Below are 25,996 nucleotides of genomic sequence, written 5' to 3' on the forward strand. Positions count from 1 at the left end.
CTCGCCGGGCCCGGCAGGCCGGGGGAGGGTCAGCCGCCGACGTGGATCCCGGGGCGCCGGTCGGGGTCGGGCTCGTTGCTGCGGATGATCTCGCGCGTGACGGGGGCGGTGTCGCCGCGACCGAGGAGGAAGTAGCGGAACATGTGCTTGAGGGGGCTGCCCTCGGCCCACGCGAAGTAGCAGTGGGGCCGTACTCCGGTGGCGTCGCGCAGGGCGAGCAGGACGGCGGCGATGGCGTTGGGCGCGGCCGGGGCTTCGGCGCGCAGGATGCGGTGGCCGTCGACTTCGACCCCGCGGACGGTGAGGGTGTCGCTGAAGTCGGAGGGGTCGACCACGTCGATCTCAAGGAAGATCACGTCGGCGGGGCCGGGCACCGGGTTGGTGCCGCGCTGTTCGCGTTCCTTGGCGCTGTACTCGGCGCTGTCGCCGGCCTGGCGGCGGTTGGCGATGATGTTGATGGAGTTGTCGTGGACCAGGGTGTCGGTGACGAACCGGCGGGCGGCGGGGTCGAAGACGATGCGGTCGGCGCGCAGTTCGGTGGTGCGCGAGACGCGGGAGACCAGCGACACGGTGATGATGCCGGCGATGAAGAAGCCGGAGATGGCGATGCCGTCCGGCTTGTCGACGATGTTCGCCAGCAGGGCGTACAGCAGGACCGCGGTGAGCAGGGCGAAGCCGACGGTGGCCGCGCGTCGGCGGCGGCGGGCCATGGTGACGGTGACGGCGAAGGCGCCGGAGACCATCATGGCCAGGATGCCGGTGGCGTAGGCGCCGGCCTGGGCGTCGACGTCGGCGTCGAAGGCGAAGGTGATCAGGACGCACAGGGCGGTGTAGACGATCACGACCGGCCGGACCGCGCGCCCCCACTCCGGGGCCATGCCGTAGTCGGGCAGGTAGCGGGGGACGATGTTGATCAGTCCTGCCATGGCGGAGGCGCCGGCGAACCAGAGGATGAGGATGGTGCTGATGTCGTAGACGGTGCCGAAGGCCTCGCCGACGTGTTCGTGGGCCAGCCAGGCCAGGGCGCGGCCGTTGGCGGCGCCGCCGGGTTCGAACTCGCGCTCCGGGATGAGGACGGTGGTCACGAAGCTCGCGGACAGCAGGTACACGCTCATGACGAGGGCCGCGGTGGTCAGGAGTCTGCGTGTGTTGCGTACCCGTGCCCCCAGTCGCTGCGCCGCGTCGGCGCCGCCGGCGGCCACGAGGGGCATCATGCTGACCCCTGTCTCGAAGCCCGACAGGCCCAGCACCAGCAGCGGGAACGCGACCAGGGCGGGTGTCATCAGATCGCCGAAGCCCGCTCCGCCTCCGACGAGGGCGTCCGTCCACGCCGACAGCGCCCCGGGGGCGGTGAACACGTGGACCAGGCCGACGGCGATCACGACCGCGTTGAGCGCCAGGAAGACCGCCACGAGGGGGATGGCGACACTGACCGCTTCGCTGAACCCGAGGAGGAACACCCCGCCGAGGACCAGAAGGAGGACCACGGTGAGGGCGACCTCGTGCCCGTGCAGCGCGGCGGGGAAGAACGGGTTCTCCACCACGTGCACGGAGGCGTCCGCCGTGGACAGGGTGATCGTGATGATCCACGACGTGGCCACGAAGCCGAGCAGGACCAGGACGAACAGCTTGCCCCACCAGAAGGGCAGCAGGTCCTCCAGCATCGCCACGGACCCCGCCCCGTGCGGGCTCTCCCGGGCGACACGCCGGTACATCGGAAGCATCCCCAGCAGCGTCAGCGCCACGATCAGCAAGGTGGCCAGCGGCGAGACCGCCCCGGCCGCGAGCGCCGCGATCGCCGGCACGTAGGCCAGGCTGGAGAAGTAGTCCACCCCGGTCAGGCACATCACCTTCCACCACGCGTGGGGCTCCGTGTGCCCCTCGCCCGACGCCGGTCCCACCGGCTGCACCTGGTGGCGCAGCATCCACCGTGCCACCTTGCCGGTCGGCTGGGCCCGCACGGCGGGACTGGCCACCACTTCGGGCACGGCTGTCCTGTCGCTGTCCGCCATGTCCCCCATCAACCTTCTTCCCGATCGGAGCGTCGGGCCTCGTGCACACGTGCCCGCGAAACGTAATGATCACCGCATGGTGCGGCGCGCTGTTCCCACGACTCCGCCGGGTAGGGACATCCGTTGCCGTGAGGCACCCGGACGCCGGACTTCCCCGTACTGCCTTCTGCGTACTGTCTTCTGCATCAAGGCCGGGTGCGAACGAACACGCCGATACGAACGCTGCATGCTGCCAGAGCGGTTCACCACGCGACAGCGCGGGGTTCGCATTTCCGCTGCGGCGAATGATTTCCGTTAAAACAGCGTCAATGTTTCGCTAAGACCGCCCCGTGCGCGAGTCCGATAAGCGCGGGGCCGGTAAAGTCCGAGTCGGCGGGCCGCCCGAAGCGGTGTGCCCGGGACGGCGGGACCGTGACGCGCCGCCGGCTCCGGAGCCCCTCCACGGGTGAAGGCGCCGCGATGAAGACCTCCCGCGACGCGGGCGGCGGTGTCCCGCCGCGCCGTCCTCGCCGGTGTGCCGGCCCGCTCTGGCCCTCCCTCTCGTGGACGCCCTGACCAGCTCTTTGTGGCTGCTCGACGCTGCCGCGTGGCCCCGCTCCCCGCACCCCCGGCGCGGCCGGCCCACCGGACCCGGCCATCACCGGCCCCGGACCGCTGCCGCACCGTCGCCGTCTTCCCCGCCCGTGACGCGCGGGCCGTGCAGGCCGCCGACGGCACGGGGAAACGGCCACCGAACTTCAAGGGAAGCCCACGGTTCCGGCTGGCCTTTCGCAGCCGATGACGATGCGCGGTGACGCACGGGCGGGCACATCCTTCCACCGGACTGGGAGCGGGCAGGGACTACCGCCGCACCGGATGTACTAGCCCCCTTCCGGAGGCACGCCGACCGATTGCGGAGGCACCGATGGGGGGTAACTGGTTTTCCCGCCGATCCAGTCGCACCTGCTGATCATTCCAAAAGGAGATGCGCAGGCGCCGAAGAGGGCAAGCGCTCCTCGGAAAGGGCCAACGGGACCGCCGGCTGTTTTATTGACCCGAATCCCTTTGGGCTCCCTCACCGCCGGCTCCACCGGCTGACCGGCCCCCGTCCCGCACGGGCACGGCGGCGCCCCCACCCGGTCGGGGCGCCGTCCTCCGGAGTGCCCCGTCCGCGCGTGGACGCCGAGGCCGCGGGCGTCGTCCGTCCGCGGTCGCGGACGGCTCACCCCATCGACCGCCACGGGGCCGGGGCGCTCGCGGACCGGACGGCGACGGCGACGATCCGCCCGGATACGCTGATCCGCGGTGACCGGTGCGAGGGGGCGTGGCGAGCCAGTACTTCGACCTGGGGGACGAGCACCTCTGGAACCGTCCGGGGAAGCTTCCCGGGTGTTCCCGCGCCACGGGGAAACGTCCGAGGCGGAGCCGGGGGTTTCCTCGGGCATCGGCCCGATGGAGAACAACGAGTGCCGGATCGATCCGGCCGCCTTCGAGACCTTCGTCAACGCCCTGCCGGAACACCACCGGAGAACGAGCCACGCCCTCGCGCCGGCCCTCTTCGAAGGTTCCACCGCCATCGTGCTGGTCCTCGCGGAACGCGCCGCAACGACGGTGGTCCGGGCGCGGACCGGCACCGAACTGGAAGGTCCCCGCGAAGACGTGCGGACCCCGGCCCTCACCGGCGTGCCCACCCCTGCGGAAGGCGGGGCCCCGATCGCGGGACTGCGCGAGCGAGCCCGGGAGTCGATCCGCCCCATGCCCCGCCGGCCACAGCGGCACCGCACGATGAAACGATCCTCGCCTCCTGTCCGTCCCCCTTGAGAAAGGGCGCCCCATGACCGAACTCCTCCGCGCCGCCATCGCCGTCGACAAGTCCCTCGACGCGGGAGCGGCGGCCAACGCTTCCGCGATCGTCATGGGGCAGTTGGCCCGCCTCGACGACCGGATCTACGCGGACGACGTGCGCGACGGCGAGGGATCCCTCCACGCCGGGATCCGCTTCAACACCCTGGTGCTCTCCGGCCGGAGGAACCACTTGACGGCCCTCGCGGAGTCGGCCCGGGCCGAGGGGCTGCCCGTCGTGCTGTTCACCGCCCAGGGCCGGACACTCGACAACTCCTTCGACGCCTACCGGGCCATGGTCGCCACCGCCCGCCCGGGCGAGCTGAGCGTCTGCGCGGTCGGTGTCGTGGGGGAACACGACCTGGTCCGTTCCCTGACCAGGCGCTTCAGCGTCTACCGCGGCTGAGGCGGTGTCGGGCGGGTGGTCCCGTGCGCGCCGAGACCGTCGGGGCGCCCACCGGTGCGCGGCTCCGGCCGGACGAGGGGCGGTACGCCCGCCGGACCGCGGTCGGTTACGCCCGCCGGCCCACGGGCCGTTGCGCACCCCGAGCCGTCGGGCGTGCGGGTGCCGGTCGGCTGAGGGGCGCCCCGCGAAACACCGGTGAACGCGACCGGCGCGGAGCGGGACGAGCGGGCGGACGTCCGGTGCGCGCGACGGGACCGTGTGGGCGGGGAAGGGCCCCGCGGCGGGGCCCCGGTGCGCGTACACGGCCCTGCCGGGGGCACACGGCAGGCACCCGTCGGAGGGGTGGCCGGGCCACCCCTCCGACCGACCGTGCGGTGGACCGCCACCGCGCGTGACGCGGCGCGGGACCGCCGGGGCTCGGGACGGAAGGGACGACATGGGTACGGTCGTGCATGTGCCGCAGACGCGGGACATGGTCGGGGAGGAGCTCTCCGGGGACGAGGCGTTCACCGCGCTGCGGCGTTACGGAGGACGCGATCTCGTCCTCGACTCCTTCGCCCGCTTCCGGTACGCGGACGGCTTCAGCTTCGCCCGCTCCCTCGGCTACCAGGTGGTACTCGGCATCGTGCCGTTCACCATCGCCCTGGTCGGGGTGGCGACCACCATGCACACCGAAGGGCTCGGCCAGGTCATCGAACTGACGCTGGCCCGGATCGTGCCGGGCACCAGCGCGGACCTGGTGCGGCAGGCCCTGGCCGACACCCGGCGCAGCGCCGGGGCGGACGTCGCGGGGGCCGTGGCCATGTGGCTGGGCCTCGGCTTCGCCGTCCTCAACCTCGCCTCCGCGATGGGGCAGATCGAGCGCGGTTGCAACCGGATCTACGGCATCGAACGCGACCGCCCCTTCCTCGCCAAGTACGGCCGGGGCGTACTGCTCGCCGTGTGCGCGGGACTCCCGCTGGGCGGCGGCTTCCTGGCCGTCGTCGCCGGCCGGGACATCGGCGTGTCCGTGGTCCGGGCCCTGCACTGGCCGCCGTCACTCCTCGACTGGTGGCAGCCGCTGCACGTCCCGGTGGGAGTGCTGCTCGCGGCGCTGGCGTCGGCCGTGATCTTCCGCTGGGCGCCCCGCCGCGACCAGCCGGGCTACACATGGCTGGTGTTCGGTTCGGGCGTCCACCTGTTGCTCTGGGTGGTCGCCACCTGGCTGCTCGCCCTCTACGTCGGCGAAAGCGGCTCCTTCGGCGCCGTGTACGGGCCCCTCACCGCTTTCGTCGCCCTGCTGCTGTGGGCCAACGTGACCGGCGTCGCCCTCTTTCTCGGCGTGGCCTTCGCCGCTCAGCTCGAAGCCGCGAGGGCGGGCATCACGAAACCGGTCCACCCGGACCCCGGCCCCGGCGCCTGACGGCACGCGGCGACAGCGATCGTCGGCAAGGAAAACCGCATCCCGGGGCTCGGCTGAGGATCACGGACGCGGACGGCACACGGCCGGCCTGCTTCGGGACCAACGCCCCCGGCCCTGGCGGGCGGGTCGCCGAGTTCGAGTGCGTCACGGACGCAGACAGGCCGAGGACCGGACCCGGGTCGCCTGGGCCACTGGACTGCGACACCTGTCCCCGGGCCACACGGCCCAGAACGGGGTCCGGCCGGAGACGGCCCGGTCCGTCCCCCGCCACGCCGCGGTCGACTTGCCGGGCGCCGACCACTTGGGCGTCGACGGCACAGGAGCCGCCCGCGTGGTCTCCCGGCGCACGGCGGACTCCGTCAGGAGCCGGTGGCGGCACGCCGCAGTATCTCCGCCGCCCAGGTCTCGACCGGTGCACCTTGCTTTTTGGCGGCTGTCCGGATCGTCGCCAGGACTTCGGCCGGGAGTTCGAGCAGCAGGCGCGCTTCGGGCGACGGGCCGGCGTCCACGGGATCCGGCGCCGAGTCGGGCTCGGCCGCGGGGGATCCGGTACTGCTCACCTCGGCGCGCCTCTCGGTCTCGGTCGGCGTCACCTCACCTTGCCGCGTGCGCAGGCTGCTGCGGACCTCTCCGCGCAACTTGTTCCTGCTCCAGCCCAGTTCCTCCGCTTTCCGCAGCCAGTAGTCCTGCTCCGGCTGGTCGAGCGATACCACCTCAAGGTGATGGCTGAAGCTGAGATTGTGCCGCCTGCGGGGCATCGGGAAGTTTCGCGCGACCCATGTGTAGTTACGGAGGGTCTGATAGCTGAGCGATGTCTGCTTGATGGCTTCGTAGTACCGGTCGTGAAACTGGGACTCTCCGTAGACCAGCCAGTCGGCTATCCACCAGGTGGACGAGTCCGCGAAGGAAAACAGCTTGGTGCCGACCTGCTCCCATGCATTGAGGCTCTGCTTGGAAGTGAACAACAAGCCGGACTTGTGGAACTGAACACCGATGTTCAGAGGTTTCCCGGCAGCGCTTGTAGCTGCCATCTTGTGCGTCGCTGTCCCATTTGGTCGTGTTGCGACGGAAGTAGTACGCATGGATCCCCGTATTTGCTTTTGCGCTCTGCGTATGGCCACCGAGGCGATCGTGAGGATGCCTCCCGGTGTCCGTGCACCCGCCGTGGGGCCGGAATCGGCATCGTAAGCGCACATGACGGACTGTTGGGTCAGTCGTTGTGAGGTCTTTTCTTAATCAAAACCATTTCACCGCTGGTTTTGTCTTTTATGCCGTCAATGTGCGCACTGTCGCTCTATGTCCGATCTGTCCGAGGGGTCCCGTAAGGGCTCCGCGGCTCGTCCTTGCGTAACGTGCACGTCAACCAGCATGCCGCTCCCGGCCGATCGACGCGACAGCGCGGCCCGAACCTGTCTCGCCGGCGAGACAAGCGGCGACTCCGGCCGGCGATGCGCGGCGTCAGAGGGATGCGTCCGCGGCGAACGGCCCCTGCTAAAAATGGTGACGACCCCGGAAAAGGGTGTTCTTGTTTGCCTCGCGTTTCTTCGCGCTGAACCGCCTTGTATGCGCTTGAGTCAATTGCGCAGGGCGAGTCTGAAAGTAAGCTGTTTTCGTCGGAATGGCCGATCGGTTGGGGAGGGCTTTCGTGCCCGGAATGCGTCACGCGGATGGGCGGGATGTGCCGGATGAGGATGGTGATGGTCCCGTGGGCAGGCATCATTCTCGGGTGGTTCCCGTCACGTCCGCGCAGCGGAGGATGTACTTCGCGTCGACCATGCGGCCGGACAATGCGGCTGATGTCTGGGGTGCCGTCCTCGTCGTCGCCGGTGATCTCTCCGTAGAGAGACTCGAGCGCGCGCTCAAGGTGCTGCGCGGCAGGCACGACGCGTTGCGCAGCGTTTTCCTGGAGAGTGACGGCGATGTTCTCCAGCTCGTGAAGGCCGAGGGCGAAGATGCCGCACGGCCCCTGATCGACGTCGTCGAGGCCGAGGGGGATTCGCCGGGCGAGCGCCGTGCATGGGCGGATGCGGAGGCCAGAAAGCTGCTCGACGTTCCGTTTGACATTTCGTCGGGACCGCTTTGGCGGGCGAGTGTGATACGAATATCGCCCACGCTGCACCTGCTGACCTTCGTGTTTCATCACCTCATCACCGATGATATATCCGCACAGATATTCGCCGGAGAGCTTCGTCTCGCCTATGCCGACCCGAAGGCGCCCGCTTTCGGGACGCAGGCTGCGCAGTACTCCGATTTTTTTCCGGCGGGGAACAGGGCGGAGGTGGACAGTGAAGGGCTGGACTATTGGCGTGATCGGCTGTCCGGTGCTGAGCTGACGCGGTTGCCCGAGGACGGCGGGGAACGTCCGGACGGGATCGTCGGTCACCGGCTGCCCGTCACACTTCCCGAGAACGCGGTGGCGGGATTCGAAGCCTTCTGCAGGGATCGCTCGGTCACCCTGTTCACGGGCATGCTCGCGGTGTACTTCGTTCTGCTGCAGCGTTGGGCGGGAGCGAGCGACATCACGGTCGGCACGCAGGTGGTCAACCGGCCGCACTCGGCCCTTTTCGAGACGATCGGGTTCTTCTCCAACACGGTGGCGCTGCGCTGCCAGGTGCTGCCCACGCTGACCTTCGATCAATTCCTCGGTAGGGTGAGCGAAACGGTTCACGAAGCGCTCGACTACCAGGACGTGCCGTTCGAGGCCGTGGTCGCGGCGCTGGCCCCGCAGCGGGAAGCCGACCGCAACCCCCTGTTCCAAGCCGCCATGAGCTACGGCACGGTCGACCCGAGTGACGTGTGGGCCCTTGACGGTCTCCAGGTGACGCCCATGCCGGATCCCACGGAAGTGTCGGGGACCCAATTCGACCTTTCCCTGGACGTACAACGGCTGGCGGGCGACGTCACCGTCACCGTCGAATACGACCGCCGGCGGTTTTCCGGGGCGGCCATGCAACGGTTCGCCGATGCCTACGCCAACCTGTTGGGCTCACTGAGCCGGGCCTCCGACGTCCCGCTCGGGAACATCCCGCTGCTCGACCCGGCAGCCCGTGCGGAAACGCTGGCACTCGGCGCGGGTGGCGCACCACGGGACGGCCGCGCCCCCGCGGAACCCACGTCGGCGTGGGACCTCTTCGAACGGACCTGCGCGGCCACACCCGACAGGGAGGCGGTCGTCGCGCACGGGGAGCACCTCACCTTCGCCGAACTGGCCGACCGAACCAGGACCATGGCCGCGGGACTGCGGGCCCGCGGCGTGCGGACCGGCACCGTGGTGGGGATCTGCCTGACCAGGCGCAGCGATCTGATCACCGCGATGCTCGCCACCTGGTGCGCGGGGGGTGCCTTCCTGCTGCTGGATCCGGAACACCCCGAAGCCCGCCGGCGCCTGCTCCTGGAGGAGGCGGACACCGACCTGCTCGTCGCGGACGAGGTCTTCGCCGGCGTGGAGACCGTTTCGACGGCCGTGCTCCTCGCGGACGCGGCAGGGGACGCGGCCACCGGCAGTGGCCTCACCCGTCGCCCGGCCGCCGCTCCGGCCTACCTGGCCTTCACCTCGGATGCCGCGGGACGGCCGAAGGGCGTGGTCATCGACGACGAGAGCCTGGTCGCGTTCGTCACCACCCACCTGGCGCCGATGTACGCGCGGCTTCCCGCGGACCGTCCGGTGAACATCGGTGCGCTGACCCCCCTGACCGGTGACGGGTTCGTCAACCACTGTCTCGGCATGATCGCCTTCGGGCATCGGCTGCTGTTGCTCGACGAAGAGGAGCGAACCGATCCGACCCGGCTCCTCGCCCGCGGATCGAATCCCGAGACGGCGATCGATGTCCTCGACTGCGGCAGCAGCCAGATGGAGGTCCTGGTCGATGACGGGATCCTGACGCTGCCGTACCCGCCGAAGATCGTGGTGATCGGTGGCGAGAGGGCGTCCGACCGGCTGTGGCGGCGTCTGCACGACCAGCCCGGGCTGCTGGCGTTCACCACGTACGGCCTCACCGAGTGCACGGTCGCGTCCACCGCGGCGGAGATTCGGGAACACCCGCAGCAGGTGGCCGGGCGAGCGGTCGGCACGTCCCAGATCTACATCGTCGACGACCAGTTCCAGTTGCTGCCGCCCCTGTTCGTCGGTGAGGTCTGCGTCGGCGGGATCGGCGTGGGCCAGGGATACGCGGGACGGCCCGCGGGCACCAGCGAGCGATTCGTCGCCGACCCGTTCAGCCGTGTCCCCGGGCAGCGCATGTACCGCACCGGTGACAAGGGCCGGCTGCGTCCTGACGGGCAGGTGGAGCTCTGGGGCCGCCTCGATGACCAGGTCAAGGTCCGCGGTCTGCGCGTGGAGCCGGGAGAGGTCGAGTCCGCGCTGCTCGCTCACCCCGCCGTCGCCCGCGCCGCGGTCCTCGCGACCGACCCGGGCACGCGCATGGCCCAACTGGTGGCGTACGTCGTGCCGGCCGACGACTCGGACCAGGGCGGGCCGTCACCGGCGGCCGTACGGGAATTCCTGTGCGGCAGGCTCCCCGCCGCGATGCTGCCCGACCGGGTGGTCGTCGTCGACGGCCTCCCGCTCACACCCAGCGGCAAGCCGGACCGCAAGGCACTGCTGGGCACCAAGCCGTCGAGCACGGCCCCGGCCGGAGGCCGGAGCACCCCGGCATCCGCCGGCTCCCGCGAAGAGAAGCTGTGCCGGATCGTCGCCGAGGTCATCGGTGTTCCGCGGGCGGGCCTTGAGGACAACTTCTTCGACCTCGGCGGAGATTCGCTGCTCGCCATGATCGTCATCGGTCGAGTGCGCACGGTCCTCGGCTGCGAGCTGAAGCTCCGGGTGATCTTCGAAGCGCAGTCGATCGGGGACGTCGCCGCTCAGCTCAGCACCGACGACAGCAGGCCCCGCCCCGTGCTGGGCAGGCGTGGGAACCCGTGACGGCGGCGGCGCGATCGTACTCCCGCCGCCACGGGGCGGCCGGGGCGGCCCGGGTGAGAGAAGCAGACGCATGACGAACGTGGGTGGAGAAGGCTCGATGGACTGGCTGCTGTCACAACTCCAGCGGCGCGCCGACGCCGAGGCGATGGCCGGGTACGGCGGCAGGACCACGTACGCCGAACTCGGCGAGCGGACCACCGACTGGCTGGACACGCTGGATCGACGCGGGACGGCCGCGGGCGAGATCGTGGCGGTGGTCGGAAACGCCTCGCCGTCCGTCGTCGCGCTCTTCACGGCGCTCGCCGTCCGAGGCTGCGTCGTGGTTCCGTTCGCTCCCACCGATCCGCCGAAGGAGCAGCGGGCCCGCAGGATCGCGACGGCACACGCGACCACGGTCATCGAGTTCGACGGCCCTGACGAGTGGAGCATCCGGACGGTCGCGGCACCGGAGGGGCCCCGGCCCGACCTGCTGACGAAGCTGGCCGCGTCGGGGGAGGCCGGCCTGGTGCTGTTCTCCTCGGGCTCGACGGGCGAGAGCAAGGCGGCACTGCTCTCGCTGCCGCGGCTGCTCGGCGGATTCAGGGCGTCCTCCCGCCCGCGCAGAACGCTGCAGTTCATGGCGCTCGACCACATCGGCGGAGTCAACACGCTGTTCCGCACGCTCGTCGGCGGCGGCACGGTCGTCACCGAGCCGCGGCGCACCCCGAAGCACGCGTGCGAGGCCATGGAGCGCCACCGCGTTCAGGTCCTGCCCACCACGCCGACCTTCCTCAACATGCTGCTGCTCTCCGGTGCGTACCGGGACCACGACCTGTCCTCGCTCGAACTGGTCACCTACGGCACCGAGCCGATGCGCGAGGTCACCCTCGCGCACGCCGCCGAAGTCTTCCCGCAGGTCCAGTTCAAGCAGACCTACGGCCTGACCGAGACCGGCATCCTTCCCACGCGGTCCGTCGCCTCGGACTCGCTGCAGATGGACGTCGGCGGGCACGGGTTCCGCACGGACGTGCGCGACGGAGTGCTCTGGATCAAGTCGCCGAGCAGCATGCTCGGGTATCTCAACGCGGCCAGCCCGTTCGACGAGGACGGGTGGCTCAACACCGGAGACGCGGTCGAGGTGGCCGAGGACGGTTCGCTGCGCGTCCTCGGGCGGCTCTCGGCACTGATGAACGTCGGCGGCGAGAAGGTGTCCCCGGCCGAGGTCGAGAACGTGCTGCTCCGGGCGGACAACATCCGGGACGTCGTCGTGACCGGACGCCCGAACGCCGTCACCGGGGAGATCGTCGCGGCCACGGTCGAGCTGGTCGAGCCGGAGGAGCGGCGGGAGCTGAGCAGGCGGCTGCGCCGGCTCTGCGCGGAGCATCTTCCGCCCCACAAAGTCCCGGCCGTCATCACCGTCTCGGACGGACCGTTGCACGGCCAGCGATTCAAACGAATGGGAAGTGTGCGATGAACGGCCCCGTAGAACAGCGTCCCGTGGCGGTCATCAGCGGCGGCAGCCGTGGCCTGGGGCTGGCACTCGTGACGGACTTCCTGGAGCGCGGCTACCGGGTGGAGACCTTCAGTCGCACCGAGTCCGCCGAACTGGCCGCACTGCGCGCGTCGCACGGCCCCGAGGCACTGTCCTGGTCCGCGGTCGACGGAACGGACGCCGCGGGGGTCGAGGAGTTCGTCCGCGCGGCCGTGCGCCGCCGTCGCCGCGTCGACGTGCTGGTGAACAACGCCGCGGTCGGGCTGGAGGGCCTGCTGACGCTGACCCCGCCGGCGGCGATCGACGCCGCGCTGCGGACCAACCTGACGCTGCCGGTTCTGCTCACTCGGGCCTGTCTGAAGCCGATGCTCGCCCGCCGGGACGGCGTGGTGATCAACCTGTCGTCGATCAACGCGCTGCGCGGGCAGACCGGCGTCGCGGTGTACGGCGCGGCGAAGGCCGCGCTCGACGGACTGACCCGCGGCCTGGCGCGGGAGGTCGGCCCGGCCGGCGTCCGCGTGGTCAGCGTCGCCCCCGGCTATTTCGACAGCGAGATGACCGCGGGCATCGGCCCGGACCAGCGCCGTCGCATCGTGCGGCGCACACCGCTCGGGCGGCTCGGCTCGGTGGAGGACGTGCTCGGCACCGTCCGGTTCCTCACCTCGCCTGCGGCGAGCTTCATCACCGGCCAGACCATCGCCGTCGACGGCGGCTACACCTGCTGAGCCCCGACCGCAGGGACCGGGACAAACGTGAACGGGAGTGAGATTCGAATGAACAGGCGCGAGACGGTCAAGGCCGTGCTGCTCGAGATCGTGAACGAGGTGGCCGAGCCGGTCGAGCACCTGGACGAGGACCAGTTGCTCGTCGACCAGCTCGGTCTGACGTCACTGCACCTCGCCCGGCTGATCGCCGTACTGGAACTGGAGCTGGACACCGACCCGTTCTCCGACGAGGTGCCCATCACCAGCGTGCGCACGGTCGGTGACCTGCTGGAGGCGTACGACCCGGTCGTCCTGCCCCGGCTCGGTGGCGGCGAGCCGTCATGACCCGACAGGAGCCGGGCGGGGGCCCGATCGCCATCGTCGGCATCGCCGCACGCTTCCCCGGAGCCTCGGACGTGGACGAGTTCTGGGACGCGATCCTCGCCGGACGCGAGGCGATCCGCGACCTCGACGACGAGGAACTGCTGCGCGCCGGTGTGGACCCGGAGTGGCTCAAGGACCCCGACTACGTCAAGGCGACCGCCTCGATCGACGACGTCGACCGCTTCGACGCGGCCTTCTTCGACATCTCGGGCCGCGAGGCCGCGGCCATGGACCCGCAGCACCGCGTCTTCCTGGAGACCTGCTGGCACGCCCTCGAGAACGCGGGCCTCGCCACGTCGGCCGGGGCCGGGGCCCCGGTCGGTGTCTTCGCCGGCAGCGGCGGGGTCCTCACCAGTTACCTCCCCGAGGTGCTGGAGAACGCCGGGCCGCTGGCCGACCCGACGGCCTCGCTCGAACAGCTCGGCTCCGACAAGGACTTCCTCGCCACCCGGGTCTCGTACAAGCTCAATCTGACCGGACCCAGCCTGACGGTGCAGACGGCCTGCTCCACCTCGCTGGTCGCGGTGCACCTCGCCTGCCAGAGCCTGCTGCGCGGCGAATGCGAGGCGGCCCTGGCCGGCGGCGTGAACATCCGGATCCCCACCGCCGGACACTGGCACCGACGGGGCGGCATCCTGTCGCCGGACGGCCGCTGCCGCCCGTTCGACACCGGCGCGCAGGGGACGATCTTCGGCAGCGGCGTGGGCGCCGTCGTCCTCAAGCCGCTCGCCGCCGCACTGCGCGACGGCGACACCGTCTACGCCACGATCCTCGGCACCGCGATCAACAACGACGGCGGCGGCAAGGCGAGCTACGGCGCCGCCAGCCTGCCGGGCCAGTTGGGCGCCATCCGCCAGGCGCTCGCCGTCTCCGGCGTCGATCCCGCCACGATCGGCTACATCGAGGCCCACGGCACCGGCGTGCCGCTCGGCGATCCCACCGAGATCGGGGCGCTGAAGAAGGTCTTCGGCCACGATGGGCCCTGCGCCATCGGCTCGGTGAAGGCGCTGATCGGGCACATGGAGGCCGCGTCGGGCATCGCCGGCCTGATCAAGGCCGCGCTGGCGCTGCACCACGGAGTCATCCCGCCGAGCCCCTACTTCACGGCGCCGAACCCCCGGCTGCGCCTCGACGCATCAGGTCTCTTCGTCCCCCCGGACCGGCTGCCCCTGCCCGGATCCCCGCGCCGCGCGGCGGTCAACTCCCTGGGGATCGGCGGCACCAACGCGTTCGCCGTGCTCGAGCAGGCGCCACAACGCGTACCGGAGGCCGCGCGTCCCGGGCCCGAACTCGTCACGATCACCGCGAAGTCGGCGGACGCGCTGCGCACTCTGGCGGGCACGTGGGCGGACCGCCTCCGCGAGCCCGGCGCCGTCCTGACGGACCTGGCCCACACCAGCCACGTCGGGCGCAGGCCGCTCCGACACCGGCTCAGCGTGCTCGCCGACACCGGGGAGGCGGCAGCCGAGCGGATCGAGTCGTGGCTGCACAAGGGGACCGGGCAGGTGGACGCGGGCGAAACCGCGCGGGCCAAGCCGCGGGTCGCGTTCCTGTTCCCCGGACAGAGCTCCGAGTACCCCGGAATGGCCGTGCGGCTCTACCGGGAGCACCCGGTGTTCCGCGCGGCACTGGACCGGCACGCGGCGCTCTTCCGTCGTCTCACCGGCGTCGATCCGCTCGACGTGTTCACCGACCCGGCGGCACAGACGCGCGCCGATCTGCTCCAGCCCGCGGTCTTCCTCCTCCAGGTCGCGCTCGCGGAGTTCTGGACGTCGTGCGGGGTGCGGCCGGACGCGGTTCTCGGGCACAGCCTGGGCGAGTACGCGGCCGCCTGCGTGGCCGGGGTGTTCACCGTCGAGGAAGGGCTCGAACTGGTCTGCGAGCGCGGTCGCGCCTTCGCGGCCGTGCCCGGCGGCGGCCGGATGCTCGCAGTGGGCTGCACCGACCTCGCCGAACTGGAGCGCCTGGTCGCGGCCCAGGGCGGCACCGCGTCGGTCGCCGCGTACAACGCGCCGGAGCGGGTGACCGTGTCCGGCTCGGACGCCGAGGTGAGCGCGCTGGAGAGCGCGTTCGAGCGGCGGGGCTGGCAGACGATCGCGCTCGAGACGACACACGCCTTCCACTCGCCCCTGGTCGCCCCGGCCGTCCCGGCCCTGATCGCCGCGGCGGGCCGGATCACCCACCGGCCGCACACCGTCCCGATGATCCTGAACCTCACGGGAAAACCGGCCGCCGCGGACGAGCTCGGCGCACCGTACTGGGGACGCCAGCTCACCTCGTCGGTGAGGTTCGCCGCCGGCGTGGGCGAACTGCTCGGCGCGGGATTCAACACCTTCGTCGAGGTGGGGCCCGGCCGGACGCTCACCACCGCGGGCCGCGCACAGTCCGGTGACGACGCCGTGTGGCTGCCCGGCCTGTCCGCCAGGAACCCCGACCGGGCCACGGTCCTCGCGCACCTGGCCCGGCTGGAGCGGGCCGGGGTACCCGTCGACTGGGCGGCGTACTACGCGCCGTTCCGCACGGGCAAGGCGCCCGCACCCCTGTATCCCTTCGCCCGGACCCGGCACTGGATCGCACCGGCGCCGGCCCGTGCCGACGCCGCACCGTCCGCGCAACCGGCCGGTGGCCCGCCCGAACTGAGCCGCCTCGCGCTGCCGCGGTCCGCGCAGCGGCGCTACGAGACCACGGTGGCCTCGGCGGCCCCCCGGGTACTCGCCGACCACGAGATCTCCGGCCGCCTCGTCGTGCCGGGGGCCTACCACACGGCATGCCTGGTGGAGGCGGTGGCCGCCGAGTCCGCGACCGTCGTCGAGGACCTGGTCTTCCCGCGCGCGCTGGACGTCGGAGCGGACGAACGCCGGGTCCAGCTCGTGCTCACCCCGGCCGGGGACGGCAGGTTCGTGGCGCAGTCGCTCAGTCTGGCGCGCGAGGACGCCCCCCTCGCCGACGAGTCCTGGTACGTCCACGCGGAGGGACGCGTACGGCAGGCCGACGACGCCGACACGCGACCGCGTCCGTGGGCGGATCCGTCGGACTACCGGGCCGGCCTGCCGGTCCTCGCCGCCGAGCTCTACCCGCTCTTCGAGTCGACCGGTTTCCGGTTCGGCCCGGCCTTCCAGTGGATCGAGGAGCTGCGCCTGGTCGGCGAGGACAGCACGGGCGACCTCGGCTTCCCGGCCGCCTCGCCGCGCGAGCGGACGATGGCGCTGCTCGACTCCTGCGTCCAACTGGCGATCGCGGCACGGATCGTCCGAAAGGCTCCCGAGGACGGCGTGCTGCTGCCGTTCAGGATCGAGCGGGCCGTGTTCCACCCGACGTCGAGCGCGGTGGAGTCCGGTGTCGCGCTCATTCGGCACCGGGTGGCCGAGGCGTCGCGGGCCGTGGCCGACGTCTCGCTGACCGACCACGAGGGCAATCCGCTGCTGGAGCTCTTCGGCCTGGAACTGAGGGCCGTGTCCTTCCCCTCGTCCTCGCGCGGCGAATCGGCCCGGCCGGAAACCGAAACGCAGATCTACGCCGAGGAATGGGAGCCCGTCACGGCGGTGGGCGACGCGTCGCCCGCCGCCGGACAGTGGATCGTGCTCGCCGACGGCCAGGGGCACTGGCGGCAGGCGGTCACGGCGCTGGAGGCGAGCGGAAACCGGTGCGTGATCGTCGAGGTGGGCGAGACCTTCGCACGCCGCGACGACCGCCGCTACGCCCTGGACCCCGCCGACGCGGACAGCCTGGTGCGGCTCTTCCGCGACACCGGGCCCGCGAGCATCCTGTACTGCCTGGGGCTGGACGGGCTCGGCCCGGCCGGGCAGGAGACGCGAGCCGCCTGCGGAAGCCTGCCCGCCCTGGTACGGGCCACCGAGCGCGCGGCCTGGACACCGGGCTCCGTGGTGCTGCTCACCCGCGGGGCGGTGGCCGTGCACGACTCCGGCGAGGCCAGTGACCCGTACGGCTCGATGCTGTGGGGGCTGGGCCGCAGCGCGATGCTGGAAGCGCCTCGGTTGAACGTACGGCTGCTCGACATGGACCCGCGGGACCTCTCCCGTGCGCTGCGCACGCTCCCCGAGGTGCTCGCCCCGGCCGTCGCGCCGGCGGAGGCCGCGATCCGGGACGGCCGCGTCCACCAGCCGACGCTGCGCCGCGCATCGACGCCGGCGGCACGTCCGGACCGGTTCGCCGCGGACGGGTGCTACCTGATCACCGGCGGGACCGGGGCACTGGGTCTGCGCACCGCGGCGTGGCTGGCCCGGCGCGGGGTGCGCCACGTCGTGCTCGCCTCGCGCCGCGCCCCCGAGGCGCGGATCGCGGAGCAGGTCCGCGAACTGGAGCAGTCGGGAGCGAAGGTCACGCGGGTCGGCCTGGACGTGACCGACGAGGCCGCGGTCAACCGACTGGTGGAGCGCGCGCAACAGGAGTGGGGCGGCCTCAAGGGTGTCGTCCACGCGGCGGGCTCGCTCGATGACGCGGTGCTGCCGCAACTGAGCTGGGACCGCTTCCAGGCGGTGCTCGACCCGAAGGTGACCGGCGGCTGGCACCTGCACCGCGCCACCCTGGGCATCGACCTCGACCACTTCATCCTCTTCTCCTCCACGGCCGCTCTGCTCGGTGCGCCCGGGCAGGCCCATTACGCGGCGGCCAACGCCTTCCTCGACGGGCTCGCGCACCACCGGCGGGGACGGGGACTGCCGGCCCTCAGCGTCAACTGGGGGCCGTGGGAGGCGGGCATGGTGGCGCGGCTGAGCCGGCGCCTGCAGGACCGCATCCTGGACGGCGGATTCACCCCGCTGGCGCCCGATCCGGCCTTCGCCGCACTCGACCGGCTCCTGGCCGGGCCCGGCGGCCAGTACGGCGTCTTCTCCGTGGACTGGTCCCGCTATCTGGCCCGGTTCCCCGGCGGGAGGGCCGTCGCGGCGGGCCGGGAGCCGGGGACGCGGTCCGGAGACGGAGCGGATTCGGTCAGGCGACTGCGCCGGGACTGGCCCGGCGCCACGCCCGAACGCCGCCGCGAACTGGTGCTGGAGTACCTGCGCATCATGCTGGCCACGCGGCTCGGCATGTCCGAGGCCGCGGTCGACGAGGACCTCTCCCTCCAGGAGGCCGGGCTCGATTCGCTGGTGGCGGTCGAGGTCCGTGGCCAGATCTTCCGTGACCTGGACATCGACCTGCCGCTCACGGGCCTCCTCGAAGGCAAGGCCCTGCGGCTGCTCGTCGACGAGTTGGCCGACCGGTTGGCGCGCGAAGCGCCGTCCGCGCCGCCGTCCGCGCCGGCCGCCGCCGACGCGGCACCGCCCCGCGCGGCCGACGCGGAGCCCTTCTCCCCCCAGGAGGCGGAACGGCTCCTGGCCTCTCTTGACTCGCTCACTGAGGACCAGATCCAGGCACTGCTGCCCTGGCTGGCCGATCAGGACGCCGCCGGATCGACCGAGGAGTGAATCCCATTACCGACTACGACATCCGGAAGAGGCTCGAGGCGGCCCTCCGGTCGCGTGCCCGGCAGGCGCGCACCGACCACCCGCTCTCGTACGCCCAGCGCTCGCTGCTGATGCTGCACCGGATGAACCCGGGAAGCGCGTCCTACAACGTCGCTTTCACCGCGCGGTTCACCGGCGGGTTCGACTCCGGGACGCTCTCCCGCGCGATCCGGTCGCTCGTCGGGCGGCACGAGGCCCTGCGCACCACGTTCCCCCGCGTGGGCACGGACGGCCAGGACGACACCACGGGCCGACAGACGGTGCACGGGTGGCTCGAACCCGACTTCGCCGAACTGGACGCTCGCCAGTGGAGCCGGCAGCAGGTCGAGGAGGCGGTGCGCAGCGCCTACCGCGAGCCGTTCGACCTCGTCACCGGGCCGCCGATGCGGGTACGGGCGTACCAGGTGGCGCAGGGAGAGGCCGTCGTTCTGGTGGCCGCCCACCACGTGGTGTGCGACTTCTGGTCGCTCGGCGTCATCGTGGCGGAGCTCGAGGAGCTCTACCGCGCGGAGGCCGAACGGCGCCCGCCGCGGCTGCCCGGACGCAACGTCCCGTACAGCGGGTTCGTCGCGTACCAGGACGAGTTGATCGCGGGCGAGCGAGGCGGACGGGCGCGCTCCTACTGGCACGCCCAGCTGTCCGGTCCGCTGGAGACGGCCGAGTGGCCGCGGTTCGATCTCGATCCGGCGGACGCCGACGGGGGCGGGGCGATCGTCTTCCCCTTCCCCGCCGATCTCGCCCACGGTGTGTTCGCGCTGGCCACGCAGGAGGGGGTCACGCCCTACACGGTGATGCTGACGGCCTTCCAGGCCCTCGTCAGTCGCTACACCGGACATCGGGACGTCCTGGTGGGGACACCGGTCGCCGGCCGGACCGACCCGACGATGGCCGAGTGCGTCGGAAACTTCGTCAATCCGGTCGTGCTGCGCGCCGACCTGAGCGGCGCGGTGTCCTTCCGGGAGCAGCTCGGCCGCACCCGCCGCACGGTCGCGGAGGCACTGGAGCACCAGGACTATCCGTTCGAGCTGCTCGTCAGCGAGCTGGCACCACCCCGGGTGGACGACCGCAACCCGGTCTTCCAGACGATGTTCAGCTATCAGAAGCCCAGCAGGTACCCGGCGCTCGCGGGTCTGTACGTGGCCGACGAGGGTGCGGCCCCGGTCGCCTGGGCCGGGCTGACCGCGGAGCCGTTCCGGCTGGCCCAGCAGGATGACCAGCTCGAACTCGTGCTGGAGGTCGTGCACGACGGCGACCGGCTCGTCGGGGTGCTCAAGTACCGCACGTCCGTCTTCTCCGCCGCGGCGGCCCGCCGCGCGACCGAGCACTACCTGACGCTCCTCCGGGCCGCGATCGCGGACCCCGACCGCAGCATGGCGGACCTGCCGATGCTGACCGGGGCCGACCACGGCATCAACCGGCACTCCGCTCCGGTGTCCGTCGCGCCGGCCGACAGCCTGGCGGTCCGTTTCCGGGAAGCCGCTGAGCGGCATGCCGCTCGTACGGCGGTGCGCTTCGACGGAACCCGGCTCACCTATGCCGAACTCGACGAACTCGCGGGGCGCTGGGCGGCCAAGCTGCGTGCCGAGGGGGTGGGGCCCGGCAGCCGCGTCGCCCTGCTGCTCGAACCCTCACTCGATACGGTCGTCGCCATCGTCGCGGTCCAGCGGGCACGAGCGGCCTACGTGGTCCTCGACCCGTCGTCCCCCCCGGCCCGGTGCCAGGCCGTGCTCGAGGACAGCGAAGCGCGCGTGGTGCTCACCCAGCCGTCGCTGGTCGGCATGCTGGACGGCACGGCGGTACGGACCCTGGTCATGCCGGACACCGAGTTGCCCGTGGACGGCGGCACCGGCGACCTGCCGGGCGCCGCGGACGTCGCGTACACCGTCTACACCTCCGGCTCCACGGGGACGCCCAAGGGGATCGACGTCGAGCACGGCAACGTGCTGAGCCTGCTGGAGTCCATGCGCACGTGCGTCGCCATGGACGAGACCGGGGTCGGGGCGCTCTTCCACTCGACCGGATTCGACCTGTCGGTCTGGGAGCTGTGGGGCACCCTGCTGGCCGGGGCATGCCTGGTCGTCGTGCCGTCGGCCACGTCCCGATCGCCCGATCTCCTCCACGCGCTGCTCGCGGCGGAACGGGTCACACACCTGGTCCAGACGCCCTCCGCCCTGCACGGCCTGTCGGCCGTGGTGCGGCGGAGCGGGGCACAGGACCTGGCCCTGCGGCACCTCCTCTCGTGCGGTGAGCCCCTGCCCGCGCCCCTCGCCCGGGCCGCCCTGGAGTGGTGCGGGACGCTGTGGAACATGTACGGCCCGGCCGAGACCACGGTCTGGGTCACCGCGCAGCGGGTCCGGCCCGAGGACTGCGCCGGCACCGGAGTGCCGGTCGGACTGCCCCTCGCCAACACCCGGGTCCACGTACTCGACGAGCACGGGAACCCCGTGCCGCCGGAGTTCACCGGCGAGTTGCACATCGGTGGGCAGTGCGTCGCCCGCGGCTACGTCAACCGGCCGCAACTGACCGAGGAACGCTTCCTGGACGACCCGTTCGAACCCCGGGGCAGGCTGTACCGCACCGGCGATCTGGCACGGGTCAACTCCCGAGGACTGCTGGAGGTCCTCGGGCGCACGGACAACCAGGTCAAGATCAGCGGGTTCCGGGTCGAGCTGGAAGAGGTGGAAGCGCGGCTGGACGAGGTGCCCGGGGTCAGGAGGTCGACGGCGCTGGTCCTCGGCGCGGGCGCGGGCGACAGCCGCCTCGTCGCCTGCGTGATGGTGGAGCCGGGTCACCAGGTGACGGAGAGCAGCCTCAAAGCGGAGTTGCGCTCCACGCTGCCGCCCTACATGGTGCCGACCTCGGTGGGGTTCTTCGACTCGTTCCCGCTCAACGCCAGCCAGAAGGTCGACCGTGCTCGACTGGCCGGGCAGTTCGCGAGCGCGATGGCGCGCACCGGGCCCGGCGGCGCAGTGGCGCTGAGCGCGCACGAGCGGCGGGTGGCCGGCGCCTGGCAGCAGGTGCTGCACCGCGAAGGCATCGGACGCGACGACAACTTCTTCGACCTCGGCGGCAATTCCATGCTGCTGATGCAAGTCCACCAACTGCTCGCCGACGAGGCCGCGGACGGTTCGCTGAAGGTGTCGGAGCTGTTCCGCCACCCGACCGTGGCCAGCCTGGCCGCACGCCTCGGCCGGGCCCCCTCGGCGCCTGCCGAGGGAAGCGGCCCCGGCCGGACGCCCAGCCGGCGGACACGGCTGACGGACGACACCGTCCGCGGCACGCGCCTGCGCGCACGAGAACGACACCGCCGGAACGCGGAAGGAGACAAGGGTGCCTGACGCCGTTACGTCCACCCCGGTGCCCCGGGCCAATGACGTGGCCGTGATCGGGATGTGCGGCCGGTTCCCCGGCGCCCCCGACCTGGCCGACTTCTGGAGCCGGATCCGCGCCGGAGACGACCTGCTGACCTCGTTCACCGACGCCGAGCTCGCCGCCGCCGGGGTGCCGGAGCGGCTGCTCGGCGATCCCCGCTACGTCAAGCGGGCCGCTGCCCTGCCCGACGCGTTCAGTTTCGATCACGAGTTCTTCGGCGTCACCCGACGCGAGGCCAAACTGCTCGATCCCCAGCAGCGGATCCTGCTGGAGGTCGCCTGGGAGCTGCTGGAGACCATCGGCTACTCCGGAGGGGCGGGCGACCAGTCCGTCGGAGTCTTCGCCGGTGCGTCGGTCAACACGTACCTGACCAACGTCGTGGCGCGTGCCTGCGATCCCCTGACACACGAGGGCACCGAGCTCATGCTCACCAACGACAAGGACTACCTGACCACCAGGATCTCGTACAAGCTGGGCCTCAAGGGCCCGAGCGTCAATGTGCAGACCGCCTGCTCGACGTCGTTGGTCGCGGTGCACATGGCCGTGCAGAGCCTGCTCACCGGTGACTGCGACATCGCCCTGGCCGGCGGCGTCTCGGTGATCGCCAACCAGTACCCGGGCTACGTCTTCAGCGAAGGGATGATGTTCTCCCCGGACGGCCGGTGCCGCCCGTTCGACGCCGCCGCCGAGGGCACGACCTTCGGCGACGGGGTGGGCCTGGTCGCCCTGAAGCGCCTGGCCGAGGCGATCGACGACGGAGACCGGATCCTCGCCGTGGTGAAGGGCTCGGCGATCAACAACGACGGCTCCGACAAGGTCGGTTACTCGGCGCCGAGCATCGACGGACAGCGGGCGGTGATCACCGAGGCGCAGGCGGTCGCCGAAGTGGACAGCGACACCATCTCGTACGTCGAGGCCCACGGAACCGCGACGGCCCTGGGCGACCCCATCGAATTCGCCGCGCTGAGCGAGGCGTTCGCCGAAACCGGCAGCGGCCGGGTCGGCCACTGCGCGCTCGGCTCGGTCAAGGCGAACGTCGGGCACCTCGCCGCTGCGGCAGGGATCACGGGCTTCATCAAGACGGTGCTGGCGCTGCAGCACCGGGAGATCCCGGGCCATCCGAACTTCACGAAACCGAACCCGGCCATCGACCTGGCCGACAGCCCGTTCTACATCAACACCCTGGCGACGGCCTGGCCGGCGGGCGAGACTCCCCGGCGGGCCGGCGTCAGCTCGTTCGGCATCGGCGGCACCAACGCCCATGTCGTCCTCGAAGAGGCGCCTTTGCCGCCCTCCCGGCCGACGCCGGCCGGGGGAACACGGTTGCTCGCGCTCAGCGCCAGGACGGACGGGGCGCTGCGGGAGCTGGCCGGACGGCTGGCCGACGCGCTGGAACAGGCAGACGCACCCGACCTCGCCGACGTGGCCCACACGTTGCGGACCGGCCGGCGCGGCTACGAGCACCGGTACGCCCTCGTCGCGCACGACCGTGCCACCGCCGCGGCCGGATTGCGCGCGCTCGCCGACGGCAGCGCCGCGGTCCGGCCGGCGGTGCGGAGCGCCCCGGCCGTCTCCTTCCTGTTCGGTGAGGTCACGGCCGCCGACTTCCAGGCCCTGGCCGGGGAGCTGGCCGCCGTCGCCGAAGAAGCGCAGCGGTCCATCGACAGCGCCGCCGTCTGCGCCGAGCACCCGCTGGCGGGCCGGTTGACCGCGAGCCAGGTCCTCGCGACGCTGTGGACGGAGTCCGGCGTACGGCCCGAGGCGGTCGGGGGAGCGGGCACCGGCGAGGTCCTCGCGGCCTGCTTCGGCGGGGTCCTCACCCCTGCCGACACGCTGGCGCTGCTGTCCTGGCGGGCCGGACTGCTCGACTCCCCGCCCACGATCACGCCGCGGGCCGCGCGGATTCCCCTCCTGTCGGCCGTCGTCGGCGGCGAGTTGCCGCAGTCGCGGATGCTCGACCCGTTGCACTGGACCCGGGACGTGTGGGAGGGGCAGCGGCTGGCCGAGGCATGCGCGGGCCGGACGGGGGACGGTGCGACGGTGCTGGCCATCGGAGACCTGCCCGACGGACTGCCCGGCGAGCCCGGGCCCGGCACCGAGCCGGTCCCGTCGCCCGTGGCCCGGCTGTTCTCCGAGGCGGCACGCCTGTGGACCGCGGGCGTTCCGGTGGACTGGTCGGCCTGGACCGGCGGGGAACCCCGCCGCGTCCCGCTGCCGGTGCAGCCGCTGAACCGCAGCCGTCTGCGCCTTGAGCCGCCCCCTGCTCCGGACCGGGAACCGGTCCGCGCCCGGACCCCGGCCGAATGGCTCTACACCCCGTCCTGGCGGCGGCTCGGTCCCGTGGGCGGTGCGCACGCGGCGAGTGCTCCGCCCGTCGGCCCGTGGCTGCTGTTCGCGGACTCCGGCGGGACCGGGGACGCGCTGGCCGGTGTGCTGCGGGACCGGAACGCCACTCCGGTACTCGTGCGCCACGGCGGCGCGTTCGCCCGGACCGCGGCCGACTCCTTCACCGTGGACCCCGCGGACCCCGGCGACTACGAGAAGCTGTTCGCCGCGCTCGCTGCGGACGGGCTGACCCCGGAGCGGGTCGTGCACCTGTGGTCCCTCGACATCGCGCCGGGGGGCAACGCGACCGACGACCTGGACCGTGCCTGCGACCTCGGGCTGTTCTCCGTACTCGACATCGCCGGGCGGCTCGTCCGCGACGGGGGCGGCGCGGGCGCGCACCTCGCGGTGGTGGCCCGCGACGTGCACGCCGTCACGGGTGGTGAAGCCGTCGCGCCGGCCGCGGCGATGACCGATGCCGTGCTGCACGCCCTGCCGCGGGAATACGCGGGGCTCCGCTGCCGCGGCATCGACATCGGCACCGCCGTCGTGGCGCCGGAAGCGCTCCTCGCGGAGGTCACCGCCCCGACCGCGGCTCCGGTCGCGTTCCGGCACGGGCAACGCTGGGCGCAGCATGCCGTCCCGGTCGCGGCCGACTCCGGCCTGCCGGAGCGGGCCGGCCGGCTGCGGCCCGGCGGCGTGTACCTCATCACCGGCGGTCTCGGGCGGCTGGGCCTTGCCCTCGCCGGTCACCTGGCCCGCGTCGCCGGAGCCACGCTGGTGCTCACCGGCCGGACCCCCCTCCCGCCCCCGGACGCGTTCGACCGGTGGATCGCCGAGCACGGGGCCGCCGATCCGGTCAGCCGGAAGATCGAGGCCGTCCGCGCCGTCGAACGGCTCGGTGGCACCGTCATGGCGGCATCCGTCGACGTCACCGACGCGAGGGCGATGCGGGAGCTGGTCAGCGCCGCACGGCACCGGTTCGGCCGGATCGACGGCTGGTTCCACTGCGCCGGCGCACCGCACCAGCGGGCGGACCACCGCACCGACCGGGCCGCCTGGCGGGCGGCCCTCGCCCCGGCGGTCCGCGGAGCGCTCGTGCTGGCCGAGGTCTTCGCCGACGCTCCCGCCGACTGCGGCGGCGTCATGATGTCCTCCCTGGCCTCGGTGCTCGCCGACAGCGGCTCCGCGGGGCACGCGGCCGCCTGCCGCTTCCTCGACGCGCAGGCATCGGCTGTGGACGGCCTGGTCAGCATCGGCTGGGAGGACCGGGCCCGCCCCGGCCCCGGACCGGTCGAACACGGTGCCGACGTCCTCGAACTCGTCCTGCGCGCAGACCTGCCGTCCCGGCTCGCGGTCTGCACCACCGACCTGGAGCGTCACATCCAGCGGCAGTGGACCCGCCCGGAGCCGGCGCGGCCCGCCGGCTCCGCTCCCGGACGGCCGTTGCGCGGCGACGCGTTGAAGAGCGCACTGGCGAAACTCTGGTCCCGGGCGCTGCGGACCGAGGTCGACCGCTACGACCGGAGCATCTTCGACCTGGGCGGCGACGAGCTGCTGGCGGTCAGGCTCGCCCGGCGCATCGCGGAGGAACTCGACGTACCGCTGACGACGAGGGAACTCCTTGCGCACCCGACGATCGACCGGCTGGCGGCGCGGCTGGACCCGGAACGGACGGCGGGGTGACGGGCCCGTGCCCGGCGACGTGACCCG

Annotated in this window: 12 protein-coding genes and 1 pseudogene; 11 read left to right on the plus strand and 2 right to left on the minus strand. The window is 72.1% G+C overall.

Annotated features, from left to right (window positions below):
- Positions 1–29: 29 nt before the first annotated feature.
- A complete protein-coding gene (locus AC07D6_RS18260) occupies positions 30–2,012 on the minus strand; it encodes an APC family permease (RefSeq protein ID WP_479045440.1) in 1,983 nt (660 codons plus the stop codon).
- Between the two features lie 1,368 nt (positions 2,013–3,380).
- On the opposite strand from AC07D6_RS18260, the gene AC07D6_RS18265 reads away from it, so the two are divergent.
- The 4 genes and pseudogenes from AC07D6_RS18265 to AC07D6_RS18280 all read left to right on the plus strand — a co-directional run.
- Positions 3,381–3,812 carry a DUF6086 family protein gene (locus AC07D6_RS18265; RefSeq protein ID WP_479045443.1) on the plus strand — a complete coding sequence of 144 codons (432 nt, stop codon included), beginning with the start codon at positions 3,381–3,383 and terminating at the stop codon, positions 3,810–3,812.
- A gap of 13 nt (positions 3,813–3,825) precedes the next feature.
- Complete coding sequence (locus tag AC07D6_RS18270; RefSeq protein ID WP_479045445.1) at positions 3,826–4,239, plus strand: DUF2000 family protein; 414 nt, start codon at positions 3,826–3,828, stop codon at positions 4,237–4,239.
- Between the two features lie 436 nt (positions 4,240–4,675).
- Positions 4,676–5,641 carry a YihY/virulence factor BrkB family protein gene (locus AC07D6_RS18275; RefSeq protein ID WP_315879551.1) on the plus strand — a complete coding sequence of 322 codons (966 nt, stop codon included), beginning with the start codon at positions 4,676–4,678 and terminating at the stop codon, positions 5,639–5,641.
- A gap of 23 nt (positions 5,642–5,664) precedes the next feature.
- Positions 5,665–5,879, plus strand: a pseudogene (locus AC07D6_RS18280) (IS1380 family transposase); the annotation flags it as partial.
- Positions 5,880–6,000: 121 nt separating this feature from the next.
- Here the strand turns inward: AC07D6_RS18280 and AC07D6_RS18285 are convergent.
- Positions 6,001–6,609, minus strand: a complete 609-nt coding sequence (locus AC07D6_RS18285) for an LmbU family transcriptional regulator (protein ID WP_315879550.1) — start codon at positions 6,607–6,609, stop codon at positions 6,001–6,003.
- 758 nt (positions 6,610–7,367) lie between these two features.
- Between AC07D6_RS18285 and AC07D6_RS18290 the strand changes: the two genes are divergently transcribed.
- The 7 genes from AC07D6_RS18290 (at position 7,368) to AC07D6_RS18320 (ending at position 25,969) form a co-directional block, all read left to right on the plus strand.
- Positions 7,368–10,562: a non-ribosomal peptide synthetase gene (locus AC07D6_RS18290; RefSeq protein WP_479045449.1), complete on the plus strand. Its 3,195-nt coding sequence runs from the start codon at positions 7,368–7,370 to the stop codon at positions 10,560–10,562.
- A 70-nt stretch (positions 10,563–10,632) separates the two neighbouring features.
- Positions 10,633–12,015 carry a class I adenylate-forming enzyme family protein gene (locus tag AC07D6_RS18295; RefSeq protein WP_479045451.1) on the plus strand — a complete coding sequence of 461 codons (1,383 nt, stop codon included), beginning with the start codon at positions 10,633–10,635 and terminating at the stop codon, positions 12,013–12,015.
- Positions 12,012–12,758: an SDR family NAD(P)-dependent oxidoreductase gene (locus tag AC07D6_RS18300; protein ID WP_479045453.1), complete on the plus strand. Its 747-nt coding sequence runs from the start codon at positions 12,012–12,014 to the stop codon at positions 12,756–12,758. Before AC07D6_RS18295 ends, AC07D6_RS18300 begins: the two co-directional genes overlap by 4 nt.
- 48 nt (positions 12,759–12,806) lie before the next feature.
- Complete coding sequence (locus AC07D6_RS18305) at positions 12,807–13,082, plus strand: acyl carrier protein (RefSeq protein WP_315879546.1); 276 nt, start codon at positions 12,807–12,809, stop codon at positions 13,080–13,082.
- Positions 13,079–18,547: a type I polyketide synthase gene (locus AC07D6_RS18310; RefSeq protein ID WP_479045456.1), complete on the plus strand. Its 5,469-nt coding sequence runs from the start codon at positions 13,079–13,081 to the stop codon at positions 18,545–18,547. Before AC07D6_RS18305 ends, AC07D6_RS18310 begins: the two co-directional genes overlap by 4 nt.
- Complete coding sequence (locus AC07D6_RS18315; RefSeq protein WP_479045459.1) at positions 18,544–21,924, plus strand: non-ribosomal peptide synthetase; 3,381 nt, start codon at positions 18,544–18,546, stop codon at positions 21,922–21,924. The genes AC07D6_RS18310 and AC07D6_RS18315 overlap by 4 nt, the downstream gene beginning before the upstream one ends.
- Entirely contained in the window at positions 21,917–25,969 is a 4,053-nt protein-coding gene (locus AC07D6_RS18320; protein ID WP_479045462.1) for an SDR family oxidoreductase, read from the plus strand. The genes AC07D6_RS18315 and AC07D6_RS18320 overlap by 8 nt, the downstream gene beginning before the upstream one ends.
- Positions 25,970–25,996 lie beyond the last annotated feature (27 nt).

The sequence above is a fragment of the Streptomyces sp. NPDC045287 genome (assembly GCF_056432325.1).

Bases quoted from the DNA above. Each gene is read 5' to 3' on its own strand.
- AC07D6_RS18300 (WP_479045453.1), top strand. From the start codon at position 12,012: ATGAACGGCCCCGTAGAACAGCGTCCCGTGGCGGTCATCAGCGGCGGC.
- AC07D6_RS18305 (WP_315879546.1), top strand. From the start codon at position 12,807: ATGAACAGGCGCGAGACGGTCAAGGCCGTGCTGCTCGAGATCGTGAAC.
- AC07D6_RS18310 (WP_479045456.1), top strand. From the start codon at position 13,079: ATGACCCGACAGGAGCCGGGCGGGGGCCCGATCGCCATCGTCGGCATC.
- AC07D6_RS18270 (WP_479045445.1), top strand. From the start codon at position 3,826: ATGACCGAACTCCTCCGCGCCGCCATCGCCGTCGACAAGTCCCTCGAC.
- AC07D6_RS18260 (WP_479045440.1), bottom strand. From the start codon at position 2,012: ATGGCGGACAGCGACAGGACAGCCGTGCCCGAAGTGGTGGCCAGTCCC.
- AC07D6_RS18295 (WP_479045451.1), top strand. From the start codon at position 10,633: ATGACGAACGTGGGTGGAGAAGGCTCGATGGACTGGCTGCTGTCACAA.
- AC07D6_RS18275 (WP_315879551.1), top strand. From the start codon at position 4,676: ATGGGTACGGTCGTGCATGTGCCGCAGACGCGGGACATGGTCGGGGAG.